The following is a 16,812-nucleotide window of genomic DNA, read 5'->3' as shown; positions in this document are numbered from 1 at the left end:
CAGTATACAGCTAAGAGCTATCTGCTGTCAAGAACATTTGTCCGCATCATCTGTTTCCCTCCACACCCTCGCCCCGAAAAAAGGAACGTCGCTTTCATCCCCATGACTGAAGTTCAGGGGCTTTCAGCGGCGGTATGGGTAAAAATGGTACTGTGTGGGGTTCTTCTCGCTGTAGTACTGTTCTCATTCAGCGCTTTTACGTCTGCTCCTTCGGCGCATGCCGCCACAACAGGGCATGCAGTTCGTTTACAACCAGTTGCTACTACAACATGTTATGGTCAGGCATTTAAGATTGGCTCTTATGTAATAGCAAGTGACCTCACTTACTTTGCCATCGATCATACCTTTATTGCTTCTTCATATTGTAATGACATTAACATCAAAGTCACACAACAAACTGGCCCAACACAAGCACGCGTGGTTTTCCTTGATAAAACAACGGGTGCAGTAAAAGGGTATGGAAGTTGGAAGAGCATTACTTCAGTGAATACCTGGTATGTTCTTGCTTCTAACGTTCTTGATACTACCCACTTTACCTATGAGTTCAAAGTTCCATATCCAGGGACCACTTTTACAGTCTACCAGGCGTCCTAACAAAGAATCCACCTGAATTCATATCCAGAACATCACTCGTACGCTCAGAGGGGATAGGTCGATAGCAACAACCTGGAGGCCTGCGTGGGACACACCCATGTCAGCGCCTCCGGTGGTAAATAGCGTGAATGTTGGATCTGGCTCGCTTTTGAAATGTCATGCGCCGCAGGACACCACTCTGTATGAAAAGGCTGGGCTTCTCAGAAGATACTGGTGGCGAAGTCAGAAATCGTCCTCAGTGCGAGTTGAATATCATGGAAGATTGAGCGTGAACACTGACTTCGTCACCAGTGGGTCATGCGCCCTGGCGCTCCACCGCGCATGAAAAAGGGTAGGTTACTAGCAGGGCGGGTGTAACGTCAGAGATCGGATTGCTACTCGCGCTGCGATCCGGACCACCAGTGTGATTCAGGATGCCCCGCAAGCACCACCATCTGTCGCTCCCACTTGGGAAGCACGCAAGGGAGAATTTGATCCAGCTTGGGCATCCCGTCACCCGTCCATTTCTCTCTGGAGGTAACTCATGAACGTTGTGTATGAGAGATGCGTGGGGCTCGATGTCCACAAGAGAACGGTCGTCGTGTGCGCCAGCATTCTTGATTCATTCGCGCTGTTGGATGGCCTATGCAATGCCAAGGCAGCCATGCGATTTTTCCGCAAACTCCTCAAGGGATTGCAGTTGTCCCGCACGTGATTATTACTGATGGCTCAGAAGTTACGGTGCGGCGAAACGCAGAATCTTGCCTGGGGTGGAGCACCGGCAACACAAAGGACTCAATAATTGGGCCGAGATCTCTCACCAGTCCACGCGACGACGTGAGAAGAAAATGCGGAAATGTAAATCAGTCAAACAGGCGCAGCGCTTTCTCGCTGCCTTCAGTGCCATCGCTGGGCATTTCCAGCCGCGATACCACTGTTTGCGTGCCGGAGAATACCGTCCCATTTTGCAGGACCGATTCCAGCAATAGGATGAGGTATCCAGGGGGAAACTGGTCGCATATCCCTCGCGCCATTTCCAACCTCTCCCCAAACTTCAACATCTCACTTTGTTCTGGTTCACCAATATATTTATCTCTACGAAAACTACTAAAGTAGATACTACTATACCTCTTCTCATCAGTACTATTTGGTTACCCTTGCATCATGAAAGCAATCGTATATGCTATATTTTATCTGTACAATTTATGAACATATTCTCATGTTTTGCTTGCTGGCGAATGAATGTACTCCATGCCCTCTTCGTCCTGAGACGAGCTTTTATTTCGAACCACTTTAGTATGATGAGGTTTTGCTAGATGGATCAAATATTTCATGAGTATCAACTTGTGACAGCACTTGCCAGGAAGACAGCAAGTACTCTCTACCTCGCCCAGTCCATTACCGATCCTGATGAAAAGGTCATTATTAAGTTCTTTCACGCTCTTGATTCCAACGTTGAGCAAGAGCGTTTCCAGAATGAAATCGACCGGATCTCCCAATTGCGCCATTCCTTTATTCTCCCTCTTCTCGAAGCTGGGATCGATGAAGAGCGCCCGTATTTGATAAGCGCATATGCATCTGGGAACTCATTACGTCATCGTATGATGGCCTTCACTCCTGACCCCTTCCCTTTTGACAAAGCAGTCGCTACGCTTGTACGAGTGGGACAGGCTCTTGCATATGCTCATACGCAAAATATCATGCATGCAAACATCAAACCTGAAAATATTTTCTTCAATAGCCAGGAAGAGGCACTACTGGCTGACTTTACGCCTTTGAGTCTCATAGAAACGTATTTATCTACCTCTCGGATTGATCTCTTGCATGTGCATTCTGTGCCGCCCGAACAATTTGAAGGTATCTATAGCAAGCAGAGCGATCAATATGCACTTGGATATCTGGCCTATGAACTGCTGACCGGTCAATCTCCTTTTCCTCCTGGAGACTCAACGACAGAAGAGACTTCGAAGTCTCCCACCCCGCTCACTCACATTGTCCCAGAACTCCCTCAGCATGTCGATGTAGCGGTGCTCAAAGCATTGGCAAAAGACCCGCTTGAACGCCATGAGAGCATTCAAGCTTTTCTTGAAGCACTCACGGCTTCTTCTTGGGATAGGATCATGACCACATTCCCATTGGCGACGGTGTCATCCTCAACTGGAAATGTGTCTCAGACTCCATCCATGAGCTTCGATGGCGAGAGTCTTGCGCCTTCAGAGAGTGAAGTCACGGCAAAACGCCCCGCTTTGGGGAGAACACCTACTCCTTCACCTCCTCAAAGCAGAAAAAGAGTTGCAATAGGGGTGGGGGCAGCCCTTGTTCTGGCATGTTTCCTGCTCCTGGGTATGGGAGTTCTGCCTCGCTTGCTTCTCTCGTCAGACGTATCAAAGCAGAGCTATCACCAAGGAATACCAACCCCGTCAGCAGGCTCAGCTACAACGACAGCGGCACAGGTGACACCTACCCCTCAATCATCACCTCAACCAACTATGACCGCTACTCAGACTACACCATCACCTACGGTAGCGCCGTCTACCGTCGCGCCATCGCCTACTGTGGCGCCATCACCTACTGTGGCGCCATCACCACCATCCCAACCTAAGCCAACGCCCAGGCCGACATCAGTTCCAACCCTCACTCCAACTCCTTGTCGATGTCTCCTCCTTTGTTCGTGTTGACCGTTTCGACAGAAAGGGTGTGGAGAGCAGACGGAACGAGGAGGTAAAATGCCTAAACCAGGCATTTTACCTCCTCTCTTTACACATCCCGATCATGCGAAACACCATAATCCAGTGCAACCCTGCACAGTGGTTCTTGGTTCTCAACAACACGGTGTATTACGTTCGACCATTCGGAAACAGGGATTTTCCATGGTGGGGCGTCTGGTCTTGGGCGTCGTTGCGGTAAAGGAATGCCTCCTGGATTCTCAAGGGCCTGTTCAAATGGAGTGCTAGATTGGGCATAATCAGTACTCGATTTCGGTGTAGAGATCAGAATATCATTGCGACCCGAAAACAACTTCTCAATGGGGATCAGGGCCAGGGGTGACCGGTGGTTCGTCGTCTGTCGGTTCCGCCGCGACCAGTGAACTGCTTGTGACAGTTCACTGGTTTCTTTGTCTTCAAAGACTCTTTGAAGCATGCTCAAGATGGGCAGGAATGCCGGGCGGGGTTTGAGTGCAGCAATCATTTTCAGTTCTGCATCATAGGAGAACCCCTCTGGCTCCAAGAGAATGGTGACCATCTCATACTGCTCTTCAGGTGTCGCGACATCCCACAAGGCGGCCATGCCCGGGAGGTGTTCACCAGATTCTCTCACCTCGTCGTAGGTGACGACTCCACTTACCTCTGGAACATCAAGCCTTTTGAATGCGAGGGTGATTGCTGCCATTTCACCATCAAACGCTTCATCCTCAATGTACCCTTCCCTGTGCTGCTTGAATATGCGATTTTTCTTAAGCCTCAACTGTAGCAGATCGATATACTTCTTGCCACATACCCTGTAGAAGTCGCATACCCACATTTTAATTTTATAGTGCGATAAATAAAACTATGTACATTAATAATGATGAGTATATTACGTCATGCAAACTCATCCTTTGTGTATTTTATCGCTGATAAGTGGTACCATGCGGCTATATTGCAGATGGCGTGAGCTAAAGACTATTTTGAGAGTAGTATACTATCCATAGTTTCAAGAACGCCTATGCAATGGGAACGTTCTTGGACGTTTGGGAAAGGTCGCTTCCCATACTCTTCCGTCGCGACTCCATGCGGACAGTCGCTATGATGCCTTGTTATGGGAAAGCCGATCAACCTGAACTTGACCATAGTGATCCATCTCTCATGAGATAGCAGATCACTCGTTTTTTAGTAGTTTGTCAAGGAGGATTTGTTTTTATGTCCGACGAGAAAAATCCCATGTTCCAGGAGTTGACCGATGAGGATCTAGACCAAATTGCTGGCGGCTCCGGTCTGTTTGGTGGTGTCGTGGGCTCGGTCTTGAATACAGTCAACGGCACCGCATCAAATGCCACGACGACGGCGACGTCAACAAGCCTCCCTCTTGCGACTGGTGGTGTGAACGTTGGCGTGCAGACTCCAGCCGGTAGCGTGAACCTTGGTCTTGGCACTGATCTCGGCCTCTAGCAGCGCAAAGATCGATGGAACGCAGGGAAAACGTCTAGGCGTTTTCTATTTGCTCTGTCATATGATCTCTCAAAAGCGGCTCTGCTCGTAGTCACTGGGAAATGCATTGCGAGCAGAGTTTCTCCAGCCGGTTGGTAAGTTGTTCGAAGCACTTACCAACTGGCGCTCATTTTACCATGTTTTCTATGACCTCTTCAAATCGTTCGATTTTTCGTGAAGATGCTTATAAGCGGCATCTTCAGAAGCAAAAACAGAGCATTATCCTACGCCTGGCGACACCTCCAGTGTGGATTTTTGCCTGGCTGCTTTTGCTCTGTTTCCTGGGAGCCAGTCTCCTGGCGTGGAGAACGCAGGTCCCAGTTTTCGTGGGAGGGCAGGGGATTTTGACGCGACAAAACTCCACACATGGAGCGATCATCGTCGCGGTGCTCTTTGTGCCAGTGAGCCAACAAAAGCAAATCCATCCCGGTCAAGCTGTCGAATTACGTGTTGGCCCAAAGGCGGCTTCTTTACGCGGTGTCGTTGCGTCTCTTGAACCACGCGTGATGAGTCCTCTGGATATACGCACTCGTTTTCAGCTTCAAGGTGAAAGCGCGTCGATGGTTGCCGAGCCTTCCGTCACGGCGACTATACGTCTTGATGCTCCTCTCTCAGCCAATCTCTACGCAGGGAGCACCTTTTCAGCTCGTGTCCAGGTGGGATCACAGAGTGTGCTTTCCCTGTTGCCTGGCCTCAACCAACTCGTTTCGTAGTTGGATAACCCAATACCAACTGTTTCTCTCTGTACGACCACTTCAAGGGTGAGTAGGCCATTTCCTATGCGCCTTTTTTCACTACCGGGAGGATACTATACTCATAGGGGGATGCTGTGCTTATGGAAGAACACACACCAAAGGGATATGAGACCGCTCGGGCCATTTATGACGCCCATCAGGCAAGCAAGAGGCAGAAGGCTGTGCAGCCTCGATTATCACTACCCAGCCATGAACAGGGGGAGAGTGGGTGTTTGCCGTGTGAGCCAGTTTCTCCAACACCCACGAGCGCTGAAATTCCCACCCATCCCATGAGGGCACTCAAAGAACTCGTGGCAGAGTCCGCACGACCTGTGGCATCTATTAAAACCATGGTGATTGATCCCTCGCGCTTCTTCTCAACGAATGAAATGCAGACACCTTCGGGGCCGCGCTTGCTTGCCTTACCTAGTCATCACAGAAGTACAGGCGTCTCTAGATCAGTTTCACCTAGTCCGCAGACTGCTAAGCACAGTACGACGCATCCGGCTATACTGTCGCTACCCAGTCGACAGAAAGAGGCCGTGCCGTCGAGGAATAGGCAGCGTGTCGACGTCGCCAGTTCCTCTCAATGTCGACCCGTTACCTCTGTGCGCTCCTCGCAGGAGCGCCAGCAACCGCCACAGGCAAAGGAGAAGGCGCGCACCCAGGAACCTGCTCGTCCTCGCCGTCTGAAGCACCTCCGTCGCATTCCTGCAATGAGACAGATGACTGCGGTTGAATGTGGAGCGGCTTGCCTGGCGATGATTCTTACCTACTATGGGTGCGCCACTCGTGTTTCGGATGTGCAGGAGCGTTGTGGTGTCGGTCGGGATGGCTTGTCCGCGCGTGCCATTGCGAAATCTGCGCGCCAGTATGGATGCAAGGTGCGTGCGGTCTCTTTAAAGGCCGAGGATTTCCGTTTTGTCTCGCTTCCAGCTATCATTCACTGGGAGTTTAATCATTTTGTGGTTGTTGAACGCTGGTCGAAGAGGTATGTTGACCTTGTTGATCCGGCCGTTGGGCGTCGACGCATCACCCACGCCGAGTTTGAAGAAGGCTTCACTGGCGTCGTCCTTATGGTCGAGCCAGGACCTCAGTTTACGCGGCAATCTTCCCAGCGTTCTTTCTCTCTGGGGACGTATGCACGTTCCATGTTGTCTCTCCGCGGCATTCTCGTCCAAATCATCGGTGCGTCGCTGCTGTTGCAGTTGCTTGGCCTTTGCGCCCCCCTTCTGACAGCAGTGGCGGTCGATACGATCATTCCATCCGCGAATCGAGATCTTCTCATGCTGCTTGGCGTTGGAATGCTCCTGTTGATTTTCGCGCAAGGGGTCACGAAGCTTTTGCGTGCCACATTGATTATTTATCTGCAAACACGCATTGATGTGCACATGACGCAGCACTTCTTTACCCATTTGCTCAGTTTGCCATACCGCTTTTTCCAGCTTCGCTTAAGTGGTGACTTGCTTTCCCGTATGAGCAGTAACGCTGCGATCCGCGATCTTCTCTCCAGTCAATTGGTCTCGACGGTGCTCGATAGCAGCAGTGTGCTTCTTTCTCTGATAGCCTTGATCTGGTTATCCAAATTGATTGCGGGTGTGACCGTACTCATTGGCGCGTTTCAGATTGGCTTGTTGCTGCTCACGGCCCCATCTGTGCGCAGGCTTATGCAACGCGAGCTCATGGCCCAGGGGAAAGCTCAGGGCTACTTGAATGAAACCCTGGCTGGCATCGCCACCCTCAAGGCTGCTGGCGCTGAAGAGCGCGCATTCGACCGCTGGACGAATTTGTACTTTGAGCAGATGAATATCTCCATCCGTCGCAATTATCTGGTCTCGTTAATTGGCGTCATCTTCGAATTACTTTACAATCTGTCCCCCACGCTCTTGCTCTGGATAGGAACGCTGCAAGTCATCAATGGCGCGATGCCTCTTGGCACGATGTTCGCGCTCACTACGCTGGCTACCCTCTTCCTCATGCCACTCAGTTCGCTGGCGTCGAGTGGACAGAAATTGCAGATTGCTGGCGCCCACTTCGAGCGCATCGCCGATGTGCTTGAGGCTGAACCTGAGCAAGATCCATTGCAGGTGCGCACCCCGCCAACACTGACTGGTCGTATTGAGGTGAACAATGTGCGTTTCCAGTATGCACCACACACGCCGCTGATTTTGAACGATATTACGGTGAATATTGCTCCTGGGCAGCGGGTTGCGTTGGTTGGGAGAACAGGCTCAGGCAAAAGCACATTGGGGAAGTTGTTGATTGGGCTGCTCACGCCAACGCAAGGGACGATCGCGTTTGATGGAATACCGCTGCAAGAGTTGAACTATCGCGAGGTTCGTAGTCAGTTTGGAGTGGTTCTGCAAGAATCTTTCATCTTTAGCGGCTCCGTACGCGAAAACATCGCGCTCAATCATCCAGAGATGGACATGGCACAGGTGATGAGAGCGGCACAATTGGCAGCCATCCATGAGGACATCGAGAAGATGCCCATGGGGTATGAGACGGTCATGTCTGAGGGAGGAAGTTCCTTTTCCGGTGGGCAGCGCCAGCGATTGGCCCTGGCCCGTGCCCTGGCTCACCAACCAGCCGTCCTTTTATTAGATGAGGCAACGAGCGCGCTCGATGTCACGACCGAACGCGCGGTAGAACAGAATCTCTCTCGCTTCTCCTGTACGCAGGTCGTCATTGCGCATCGCTTGAGCACCATCCGCAACGCGGATCTGATCCTGGTGCTGGATCAAGGGCATATCGTGGAGCAGGGATCTCATGAAAGGCTCCTGCGTCGTGGAGGCTACTATGCCCAACTGATCCAGAGCCAGATTGAAAGTGGTGAGATTGAAGCCGCGTAGCATTGTTTCAATGCAGATTTCCTTCGTCAACGGCCATAACAGTCGCCCTGGCCTGGTTTCATTCCCATGTGGAGCCGGGCCAGCGGTGGCTCTTACCAGAGCTTTTCGGCGTACAGTTCTCCCATGAAATGCATATTTTGCAGAAGAGCAGCGCGCCCAGGCTGTAGATATCTGCCTGCGGCGTGGTTTGGGTGCGGCCATACCTTCCATCGAGAGAGCCTATCATATTCTCTGCTGCTTGCGAACTGCATTGATAGTATGTCTGATTGTTTTGTCTGACACACCATAATCGCTGGCAACTTTACGCAGCCATCAGGGTCTGCGAATTATTGCTGAGTGAGAGATACCCCAATTTGTGAGATGAGAAGAGGGAAGATGGTCTGACGTTGGGAACGTGAGCTAGGATGAGGCGCGTTCTGACACATCCATGAGGATGGTAAGAGACACCTTCGGCAGACGAAGCGTGTCTCTGTCAGAACGCAGGTTGGGAGAAGACCTTTGGGAAAAAGTTGCGGATGTGAGTGAGGTCAAGAGGCAAGCAACTGGAGCAAACCGGGAACCGATACCCATCCATACGTGGCGAGCATAAACTCCTCTCCGCTAATCTCGCCTCGGTATTCCTCAATCAGGCGCGCACCTAGCGATTCATAAAACCTTTTGGCGGGATAGTTGTCCCGGAACGCTCCCACAAACAGAGATGGAACCATCTCTTGTTGAAAGTGCTCGGCGACAGCCCGTATCAGATTCCGCCCAATGCCCATGCGATGGTAATCGGGCAAGATATACATGGTTTTCAGTTCACCCTGATAGGCCTGGTAGCTAGGAGGTCGTTTTCCTGCTAATGCAGCGAGAGCATAGCCGACAACGGTGCCATGATCTTCCGCGACATAACAAAAAGGACGACGCTCTTCTTTCTTGACCATTTCTTCAAATCTCGGTAGAGCATTCTCATACGACAAGGCATTGAGAAACGTGTCCGAGACAATACCTTTGTGCGTGGCTTTGAGCGTGTCCACATAGATTCGTACAATGAGACGTAACTCATGGGCTTCATTTCCCTCTAAGCGCTGTTTCAGTCAACATAGCTTCCACTGAACCTCATGGACTGCTTGCTCACGCGAGAGCGTTGTTGCAGCGCTCGCGTGGGGGGGCGGCCTTCAACACCGCTTTTATCGAGCGCCTCAATGCCACCTTCCGTCAACGCCTGGCGAATTTGACTCGTCGCTCTCGTCATGCCGCTCATCGTCTCAAGACGTTTGGGATGGGCATGTACCTGATCGGATACACCTACAATTTCTGTTTTGTGCATCATGAGTTGAGCAAACCTTCGCATCTGGGTTTTCCCTTTGACCTCTGTGATGGTTGCTGGACTCATTGATCACGTCTGGAGCGTTGGTTGAACTCTTGAGTTTTCGCATCGCTGTTCTTTTGCTCCTTTGCCCTGGGTTGAGCCAAAGAGACGAGGCAAACTTAAGAAGCCCGTTGTTTCGGACAAGGATATGCGCCAACGCGCCCTGTTTCGTTTGCGAAAGGGGAACTTATGCTCCTCCACCGCTTAGTGGAGCCCTACCGACAAGAATGCCCCTTGCTCTTCACTTTACGCATAAAACAGACCAGATAAGGGAAATACAGCAAATGAATCATTGAAGGAAAACTGACCGGAAAGTGACCGGTGTCTGTCCTGGGAAATGGCTGGCTTTTCTTCTACACTCTTGACTGTAAGAGGTGGTTTTACCATCTTAGTTGTTTTACAGGCAAGGAGAAACATGTCATGCGAAACGCTTTGAAAATATTGCTGTGTGGTGCACTTCTTATGGCAGCACTGTTCTCATTCAGCGCCTTTACCTCTGTACCTTCAGCACATGCCGCGACAACAGGGATGAATCCTCATGCCATGCCAGCAGGGTTTAATGGGCATATCATATCAAATACCACGATGTCACCTTCCTATACCTGCCCATTACCGGTGATCTATTGGCATAAGAGTAACAATCCTTCCTGGGCCGTGAAGCTGGCGCAGCAGTCACTAAATTATTGGTACAACACTTCTAGTACTGGCTTTAGGACCTGGGTTCATGAATATAGCAATGGTAATCCATTTCTTCTAGCTGAAGATGGACAATTTGGCGTACTCACACAGCAGGCCGTATTTGACTTTCAAGATTATTACGGCCTTTACCCAGATGGGATCGTTGGCCCACAGACCTGGCATGCTCTTGGGCATTGCTAGTAGCCAGATATATCAATTGATGGAACTGCCTTGTAGTATGCAGAGGCTATGAAACGCACAAAAGCGCTTCCTTTGCGGCCGGGAGGCGCTTTTGAGGCTGTGTTGCAAAAAGAATGAATCCGTGAGAAGCTTTGCTTCACTTTGGGAAAAGCAGGGGCATTCTTCATATATCAGCAATATCCATTTTAAGTGGCGTCATTTCCAGGCAGACATCATTCTCTTATGCGTGCACTGGTATCTTCGGTATTCGCTGAGCTACCGCGATCTTGAAGAGATCAGCTACCATTGATGATCGTAATTATGCTTGGCCAGGGACTGCTTGGGAAACAGCAAGAAATCCAGGTGAACGAGCAATATACCACCACCCTCAAAACCTACCACGATATCGAAGAGGTGATGAAGCATCTGGCAGCCCAGGACGAGGAGATACTGCGGCAGACTCATATGATTATGCACCTGCTACAAGTCGCGGGTATTCCTTCCGAGCAGTTTATAACTTCTTCCGCACAGATTGGTGACGGTAATGGGCAGAGTACGACCGCAAAAGAGACCCAACTCTGACGTGCCAGCTCTAAGCTGATCGCCCAACCGCCCGCTTATTCTGGCTCCAGGCTCAGTACAGAGCGAGCTATCCCGGACAATTCGAACACGATAGATAGGCAAGAATGTCACCGCGACCAGCGAACAACTTGTCAACGGGAATCAAGGCCAGGGGCGACCGGTGGTTCGTCGCCCGTCGGTTCCGTTGCGACCAGTGAATTGTCACAAGCAGTTCACTGGTCTCTTTGTATTCAAAGACTCCTTGAAGCAGACATAAAATGGGCAAGAACGCCGAGCGTAGGCCCGGTCGCGACGGGCATGGCGTTTGCCTCCCCAGATGAACGGGGTAGGATGTCGATTCCAGCCCTCGACGGCCTCGGTGAGCCACTGTTTGAGTGTCTGGACGTCAGCGGGGTGCTGGCCAGAAAGCGACCGCCACTGGAGAATGCGTTGCAGCGACTCGGCCATATTGAGCCAGGAACCTGCCGTAGGTGTCCAGAGCAAGAGAATGCCGTGCTCAGCACACCATTGCACCAGACTGAAACTCTTGTGCCCTGCCAGGTTGTCCAAGATGAGCAACACCTGCACGGGTGGGAAAAAGCGATCTAACTGTTCGGCAGCCGGATAGATGTCCCAGTCTTGCCAGCGTCTTCCTTGCGGCACCACTTCTGGAGCTGCAGGACACTGCGTGAGGATGGCTTGCAGTTCGCGTTTGAGCCAGGGATGCAGCACCGCGTTCGTGCTGTGTTCCACCGCCTCAGCACGCACTTCACCAGTCGCAGGCCGAAACAAGGTGAGCAGTTTGGCCGTCTCGCTTCGCAGGTACTCGTGGGCCGACGTGCAGGCTGAGCTTCAGGTTGCCAGGACGAGCCAAGTTGGGGGATACTTTGGTAGGGACCACCTTCATCTTCACACCACAATTGCAGGCCGAGCCGCTCGGCGGTCATATAGGCGCGCTCAATCACCGTTTTTTCCTGCGTATGCGGATCGTGCCGCTCTTCCACACCATACCATTCTTTCCCTTGTGGAGCGTGGTGCCAGTCTTACACCAGGTCCGATTCTGCTGCCAGGTGTAGCCTGCGCGCATGGATGCTATGCAAGATGGTGAAGGTGCTTACCTGTAGCAACCCATCGGGAGCTTCACGCAGGGTGCGTTGCAGGGTGGTGAGCGACCAGGTGGCGGTTCCATCTTCCTTGCGCAATGGACTTCGTTGCAGTTCTTGTTCGATGCGTGTGCGTTCTGTCGGGTCATAACGACGGGGGATGACCACTGCGAGGTAAATCATCAAGAGCGGCGAGTCCACGTTCATTGAAACGGCGGATCAAGCGGGTCACGGTATCATGAACGCGCCAGCCTGCCGCCCTGGCCGCTTCGCTCAAGGACCTTCCATCAGCAACCGCCAGCAAGGCAATCGCTCGCTGATGGCGGATCACAGTTTCACTAGGAGCGCGGATCACTCGTTGGAGTTCCTGGCGTTCGCGTTCGGTGAAAAGACGCAGAGGTTGGGCAACAGGACGAGACATGGCGATCGTTTTGACGGCTCCTTTCTGAGTTGTATGTTTCTTCGTATTTCATTCTTTCACATTCCCACTGGACTTGGCGACTGACCCACTAGCAGTAGCCGCATACGCCGACAGCAGCTACTGCTAGGGAGGGAGCAAGGAGCTTAGCCGAAAAAAACTGCGTCCTGGCCTGGAGTAACGGTAGCAAGCATAAAGGTGACCAGCGATGGGGCGCTGCTCTGCCAGGGTTGATGCCAGAGAATTTTTCCGTCAAGCTTGTTTATGGCGTAGAGGTTTAGTTGAAGGGAGTGGAGAGAGGATTGGAGTGTATCCACGACGATAAGCGTATCTTGATTGGAGCTCATGCCATAAAGGTCTGGTCGTAAGCTGTCAATGCACCAGCGTTCTTTTCCGGTCGTGGTATCAAGGGCGCAGATTGTATGTTTGGGAGCTTCATTGTCTTGATTGCCTTTATAGGCATATAACTCTTGCTCTGAGAGCAGGGCAAATCCCTCATAATTGTGCTCTCGCTGCCAGAGCAACTTGCCTGTGAGAGCATCGAAAGCGATTAAGAGTTTGCCCTGATGTGGCTCGTATGAATGAGTCTTGGGATTATACAGCAGGTTGCGCCCATTAAGGTAGAGTATATTACCAAATGTTGTAACGCTTAGTCTATCGATGTAAGCTGGCATGAGAGTCGCCCAGATGCTTTGCCCGGTTTCGGGCTGCAAGGCCTGTACACTCGCGATTGGACCGTTCGGGATGGGATTGAGAGTTATCTGGTTGATAGCGAGAACGGCCCCTTTGGTAGCCACAAGTGTGAATGTAACATTATTGTCTGCGGTCGGGTAAGCTTTACGCCAGAGAGCCTTGCCATCAGCAGGATCAAGCGCGGTAACGAAAACGCTCGAACCATTCTGGCTTTGCTGATTTTCTATCGTCTCTACGAGATACACTGCCGTGCTAGTAGGAACAAGTTGCGTAATGACTGTCGAGCTCTTATAGCTCCAGCGTATCTGCCCATTCCTCGCTTGTATCGCCTGAACAGTAGCCTCTTTATTCTGATAAATGGTATCTTTACAGAAAATTATACCAAGGTTACCTGTTTCTTTTATGCCCATTTCTTGGTACTCATGCTCCCAGAGTACATGGCCGTCCTGGAGGTCTAGAGCCAGATTTAGTGTAACATGCTGAACGCTGCTACTGGTAATGTAGAGTACACCATCTATGATGCGCTGCTGGCTCCCTCGATACAGATCTTTTAATTTGAGTGGCTCGTGCTGCCACAGGATATGACCCGTGTTTGTTTCAAATGCGGTAACGTGTAGGCTGGAGATGCCCTGGTTGCTATACGGTTGTTGCCGGTCTACATCCCAACTCACAGCATATTGAACAGGTTCCAGCTGGGGAGAGGGTGAAGGTGGCATGGCCCGAACTGTCGATGTTGGGCTGGTTTTCACCTGTATAGGAGTCTGTGTTTGCGACGTTGGCGTCAAGCCACAGCCCGCTAAGAAGAGACAAAGAGCCAGTAATAATAAGTAGCTAGGAATGCATTTATGCACTTTTAAGGCCTTGAGGATATGATAGGACATAATAATATTGCTCCTATAGATAGAGAAAGCTTTATATAGACTACATGTACTTATTGTAGGGTTAAAGAGGTAAGAATAGATGGGGCATATGACCTATTTTGTGTCAATATGTGTCGGGATATAAGGGGCTGGTTAAATTCGTGCCTATAGTCATAGTCTTTGTATAGTGTAGTGCGCCCTGGTTTCCAAAGCCAGCCAGGATGCACTACACCACATACTAGTTACAGTTCTTTTGTCATATAGTCTAATTGAGAGCGGGCATGCATGCCAGCACGATGGTAGAGCTTTCAGGCGCCGGTCTAGTTGGTGGAGTCCATGTCGAGCAGGACCTCGCGGACTCCACGGCGATAATACCCGTTGAAGGCTGTGGTGAGCAGGGCGAGGGCGATGCCACGCGTGCGCCATGAGCGGCGCACGCCGACCTGCGAGATGTGCCCACTATGCTCCTGGGGATAGATGCGGCAGAGCGTGACGCCAACCACTTCTCCGTCGGCGATAGCCACATAGAACATGGATGGGTCGGCGCTGGAGTTCTTCTCGAACATACCCTCGTACCAGTCTTCATAGAGGCGATATGGCTCACCGTCGATATCGGGAAAGGTCTCCGCGATGACATTATAGATGGCTTGCTCCTCCTGGCCTGGAATGAAAGGGCGAATGGTGACAGCCTCGATAGGACGGGGAGCCGTGGGTGGTTCCTCAAATAGGATACGCATGCGGTAATCACTGGACTCGACCTTGAAGCCCTCTTGCGCGAGTAGGTTGGACATATCACGCGTAAAGCTCCAGGTGTAGAGTGTGCGAGGTGTCTCTAGAGAAGCTTCGATCAAGGCCCATGCTCGTTCCTCTGCAAATTGTAGCAGACAGGCAACGACAGGATAGGGCTTTAGCCCGCCGCAAGCCACGGTTCTTTAGACCGTGGTGAGGCGTGTTATTGGGCTTGAGCCCTTGTCAAACAGAGCACTCTCTAGAACATATGTTTGACGGCTTTAAATAAGTGGAGTATACTTTAGAAGCGACACATATATTTTTGTGAGAAGAGAGACTGAAATGGCGAAGGCCACAAAAACCATCAGACAACGTTTGAAGTATCCGCCGCAGTATGCCGACTACTTCGCGGCAAATCAGGCCCTCTTCAATCGTGTCGTCGCTTTTTATTTCGACTGTATTCAGGCGCACGAGGGTCTCCTTTCACTCAAAAACAAGCGGGCCCTCACCGCCTTGGAGAAACTCACCCATGCAACGGAGTCTAGCCCCCATCCGGTGATACCGCTCACCGATCTCGCGCCAGATATCCCGGCGATGTTCAGACGTGCCGCCATCAATGCGGCCCTTGGTTCGGCCCGCGCATTTTCTTCTTCCCTCAAAACATGGCGAGCACGTAAGGAGAAACACGAAGCCAAACAAACGAAAAAGCGCAAGAAGAGGCCGTTTCGGGAGCGGCCACCGGTCCCACCCCGATCATGGAACAAGTCAGTTCCCTTCTACGCAAGCCTTTGGCGTGAGCGTCATAGGCATGGTATCGTGCTCAAAGTCTGGACCGGCTCGTGCTGGTCCTGGCTCAAAGTCCACCTCCTCGGTCGCGATCTCCCCGATGGGTACGCGATAGGCAGTCCACAGCTTGTTAGCAAGGGAGATCGCTGGTGGTTACATACTCCCATTGAGAAGATATTCGAGGCTCCCACAAAGAGCGGAGCGCAACTCACCACCACCCAGACACGTCTCTGCGCGGTGGATCTCAATCTCGACAAGCATCTCGCTGTGTGCAGCGTCCAGACAGTTGACGGCACCATCCTGGCTACTTCCTTCATCGGGAATGGCACAGCGGTATCGGGCTGTAGGAAGAAACTGCTTGGACGCATTGCGCGCAACCGATCACAGACTGGCATCATTGCCGAGAACGAACAGGACAATGCCGACCTCTGGGCCAAAATCAGGCACGTAGACGAACAGATCGCGCACCTGGTGAGCGCTCGCATTGTGCAGTTCGCGAGCGAGCACAAGGCGAGCATCCTGGTTTTTGAACATCTGGGCAACCTGCAACCGGAGCAGGGCACGTATTCGCGCCGGAGCAATACCAAACGCGCCTACTGGATGAAAGGGCGCATTGTCCGCTACGCAAAGTACAAAGCCTGGCATGCAGGCGGCATCATCACCTGCCGTGTGAATCCGCGCAATACGAGCAGAGAATGCCATCGCTGTCACGCGGCTGTCATTCGCTATAACCAGGGACAGCCTGTGGAAGGCTACACCTCCGGCGCCGCGCTCTGTCTCTGCCCACAGTGCTAGATGCGCGATCATGCCGACAGAAATGCCAGTTTGAGAATCGGACAGCGCTTGATCGAACGTACGCAAGAACCTTTGAAGGAAAAGCCTCATGCTCGTTCGCAACGTGCGAAGAGGGAGTCGAAAGACTCAGGTGTTGGGATCTCCCAGGATGCCAAACGCCAGATGGGACCGTCTCTCCCTGCGGCCAGGCGTGGAGATCATGCCAACGGGGATGGCACCGCCCAGGGGAGAAGGCGCCGGATGGGCGCGCCTCTCCCAGATATTGCGTCCCAACTACGGGTTCACTTTGAGTAGTGGCCACGCCACCTGTCT

General features: G+C 51.8%; 15 protein-coding genes and 4 pseudogenes. 11 read left to right on the top strand and 8 right to left on the bottom strand.

What is annotated here, in order from left to right; translation table 11 throughout:
• Nucleotides 1-102: 102 nt before the first annotated feature.
• From KTE_RS07825 to KTE_RS47415, 4 genes and pseudogenes are all read left to right on the top strand, one after another.
• Nucleotides 103-594, top strand: a complete 492-nt coding sequence (locus KTE_RS07825) for a hypothetical protein (protein ID WP_201380032.1) — start codon at nucleotides 103-105, stop codon at nucleotides 592-594.
• A 628-nt stretch (nucleotides 595-1,222) separates the two neighbouring features.
• A pseudogene (locus KTE_RS07820) lies at nucleotides 1,223-1,562 on the top strand (DDE-type integrase/transposase/recombinase); the annotation flags it as partial.
• A gap of 327 nt (nucleotides 1,563-1,889) precedes the next feature.
• A pseudogene (locus tag KTE_RS49495) lies at nucleotides 1,890-2,624 on the top strand (serine/threonine protein kinase); the annotation flags it as partial.
• 275 nt (nucleotides 2,625-2,899) lie between these two features.
• Nucleotides 2,900-3,175 (top strand): hypothetical protein, encoded by a 276-nt coding sequence (locus KTE_RS47415; RefSeq protein WP_236600321.1) that lies wholly within the window; start codon nucleotides 2,900-2,902, stop codon nucleotides 3,173-3,175.
• 155 nt (nucleotides 3,176-3,330) lie between these two features.
• Here KTE_RS47415 and KTE_RS07810 read toward each other — a convergent pair whose 3' ends face one another.
• Nucleotides 3,331-3,963 (bottom strand): hypothetical protein, encoded by a 633-nt coding sequence (locus KTE_RS07810; RefSeq protein WP_201380030.1) that lies wholly within the window; start codon nucleotides 3,961-3,963, stop codon nucleotides 3,331-3,333.
• Between the two features lie 509 nt (nucleotides 3,964-4,472).
• Here KTE_RS07810 and KTE_RS07805 point away from each other — a divergent pair.
• The 3 genes from KTE_RS07805 (at nucleotide 4,473) to KTE_RS07795 (ending at nucleotide 8,346) form a co-directional block, all read left to right on the top strand.
• The gene (locus KTE_RS07805; RefSeq protein WP_201380029.1) at nucleotides 4,473-4,721 is read left to right on the top strand and encodes a bacteriocin; all 249 of its coding nucleotides are present in this window, start codon (nucleotides 4,473-4,475) and stop codon (nucleotides 4,719-4,721) included.
• Between the two features lie 176 nt (nucleotides 4,722-4,897).
• Entirely contained in the window at nucleotides 4,898-5,473 is a 576-nt protein-coding gene (locus KTE_RS07800) for a hypothetical protein (RefSeq protein WP_201380028.1), read from the top strand.
• Nucleotides 5,474-5,595: 122 nt separating this feature from the next.
• Nucleotides 5,596-8,346 (top strand): peptidase domain-containing ABC transporter, encoded by a 2,751-nt coding sequence (locus KTE_RS07795; protein WP_201380026.1) that lies wholly within the window; start codon nucleotides 5,596-5,598, stop codon nucleotides 8,344-8,346.
• Nucleotides 8,347-8,873: 527 nt separating this feature from the next.
• Here KTE_RS07795 and KTE_RS07790 read toward each other — a convergent pair.
• Both KTE_RS07790 and KTE_RS07785 read right to left on the bottom strand, forming a co-directional pair.
• The gene (locus KTE_RS07790) at nucleotides 8,874-9,362 is read right to left on the bottom strand and encodes a GNAT family N-acetyltransferase (protein ID WP_255552845.1); all 489 of its coding nucleotides are present in this window, start codon (nucleotides 9,360-9,362) and stop codon (nucleotides 8,874-8,876) included.
• 56 nt (nucleotides 9,363-9,418) lie between these two features.
• Complete coding sequence (locus KTE_RS07785) at nucleotides 9,419-9,658, bottom strand: hypothetical protein (RefSeq protein WP_201380022.1); 240 nt, start codon at nucleotides 9,656-9,658, stop codon at nucleotides 9,419-9,421.
• A 459-nt stretch (nucleotides 9,659-10,117) separates the two neighbouring features.
• On the opposite strand from KTE_RS07785, the gene KTE_RS07780 reads away from it, so the two are divergent.
• From KTE_RS07780 to KTE_RS07770, 3 genes and pseudogenes are all read left to right on the top strand, one after another.
• The gene (locus tag KTE_RS07780; protein WP_201380020.1) at nucleotides 10,118-10,576 is read left to right on the top strand and encodes a peptidoglycan-binding protein; all 459 of its coding nucleotides are present in this window, start codon (nucleotides 10,118-10,120) and stop codon (nucleotides 10,574-10,576) included.
• Between the two features lie 169 nt (nucleotides 10,577-10,745).
• A pseudogene (locus KTE_RS07775) lies at nucleotides 10,746-10,853 on the top strand (IS6 family transposase); the annotation flags it as partial.
• An 8-nt stretch (nucleotides 10,854-10,861) separates the two neighbouring features.
• The gene (locus KTE_RS07770; protein ID WP_201380018.1) at nucleotides 10,862-11,137 is read left to right on the top strand and encodes a hypothetical protein; all 276 of its coding nucleotides are present in this window, start codon (nucleotides 10,862-10,864) and stop codon (nucleotides 11,135-11,137) included.
• A 201-nt stretch (nucleotides 11,138-11,338) separates the two neighbouring features.
• Here the strand turns inward: KTE_RS07770 and KTE_RS07765 are convergent, their stop codons facing one another.
• The 5 genes from KTE_RS07765 to KTE_RS07750 form a co-directional block, all read right to left on the bottom strand.
• On the bottom strand, nucleotides 11,339-11,869 hold the full coding sequence (locus KTE_RS07765; protein ID WP_374226770.1) for a transposase: 531 nt from the start codon (nucleotides 11,867-11,869) through the stop codon (nucleotides 11,339-11,341).
• Between the two features lie 290 nt (nucleotides 11,870-12,159).
• Nucleotides 12,160-12,402 (bottom strand): hypothetical protein, encoded by a 243-nt coding sequence (locus KTE_RS47410; RefSeq protein WP_236600320.1) that lies wholly within the window; start codon nucleotides 12,400-12,402, stop codon nucleotides 12,160-12,162.
• A complete protein-coding gene (locus KTE_RS47405) occupies nucleotides 12,365-12,640 on the bottom strand; it encodes a helix-turn-helix domain-containing protein (protein ID WP_236600319.1) in 276 nt (91 codons plus the stop codon). The genes KTE_RS47410 and KTE_RS47405 overlap by 38 nt, the downstream gene beginning before the upstream one ends.
• A gap of 143 nt (nucleotides 12,641-12,783) precedes the next feature.
• The gene (locus tag KTE_RS07755) at nucleotides 12,784-14,211 is read right to left on the bottom strand and encodes a PQQ-binding-like beta-propeller repeat protein (RefSeq protein ID WP_201380016.1); all 1,428 of its coding nucleotides are present in this window, start codon (nucleotides 14,209-14,211) and stop codon (nucleotides 12,784-12,786) included.
• A gap of 299 nt (nucleotides 14,212-14,510) precedes the next feature.
• Nucleotides 14,511-15,041: a GNAT family N-acetyltransferase gene (locus KTE_RS07750; RefSeq protein WP_201380014.1), complete on the bottom strand. Its 531-nt coding sequence runs from the start codon at nucleotides 15,039-15,041 to the stop codon at nucleotides 14,511-14,513.
• Nucleotides 15,042-15,261: 220 nt separating this feature from the next.
• Here KTE_RS07750 and KTE_RS07745 point away from each other — a divergent pair.
• A pseudogene (locus KTE_RS07745) lies at nucleotides 15,262-16,794 on the top strand (zinc ribbon domain-containing protein).
• The last annotated feature ends 18 nt before the right edge of the window (nucleotides 16,795-16,812 follow it).

Source organism: Ktedonobacter sp. SOSP1-85 (genome assembly GCF_016587415.1).
Classification (GTDB): domain Bacteria; phylum Chloroflexota; class Ktedonobacteria; order Ktedonobacterales; family Ktedonobacteraceae; genus Ktedonobacter.
Note: the sequence above shows the minus strand (reverse complement) of the source record. Positions and strands in the feature narration are given on the sequence as shown.

Excerpts from the sequence above, each read along its gene's own strand:
- KTE_RS07825 (WP_201380032.1), top strand. The coding sequence starts at position 103 with ATGACTGAAGTTCAGGGGCTTTCAGCGGCGGTATGGGTAAAAATGGTA.
- KTE_RS47415 (WP_236600321.1), top strand. The coding sequence starts at position 2,900 with ATGTTTCCTGCTCCTGGGTATGGGAGTTCTGCCTCGCTTGCTTCTCTC.
- KTE_RS07810 (WP_201380030.1), bottom strand. The coding sequence starts at position 3,963 with ATGGCAGCAATCACCCTCGCATTCAAAAGGCTTGATGTTCCAGAGGTA.
- KTE_RS07805 (WP_201380029.1), top strand. The coding sequence starts at position 4,473 with ATGTCCGACGAGAAAAATCCCATGTTCCAGGAGTTGACCGATGAGGAT.
- KTE_RS07800 (WP_201380028.1), top strand. The coding sequence starts at position 4,898 with ATGTTTTCTATGACCTCTTCAAATCGTTCGATTTTTCGTGAAGATGCT.
- KTE_RS07795 (WP_201380026.1), top strand. The coding sequence starts at position 5,596 with ATGGAAGAACACACACCAAAGGGATATGAGACCGCTCGGGCCATTTAT.
- KTE_RS07785 (WP_201380022.1), bottom strand. The coding sequence starts at position 9,658 with ATGATGCACAAAACAGAAATTGTAGGTGTATCCGATCAGGTACATGCC.
- KTE_RS07780 (WP_201380020.1), top strand. The coding sequence starts at position 10,118 with ATGCGAAACGCTTTGAAAATATTGCTGTGTGGTGCACTTCTTATGGCA.
- KTE_RS47410 (WP_236600320.1), bottom strand. The coding sequence starts at position 12,402 with ATGATTTACCTCGCAGTGGTCATCCCCCGTCGTTATGACCCGACAGAA.
- KTE_RS47405 (WP_236600319.1), bottom strand. The coding sequence starts at position 12,640 with ATGTCTCGTCCTGTTGCCCAACCTCTGCGTCTTTTCACCGAACGCGAA.
- KTE_RS07755 (WP_201380016.1), bottom strand. The coding sequence starts at position 14,211 with ATGTCCTATCATATCCTCAAGGCCTTAAAAGTGCATAAATGCATTCCT.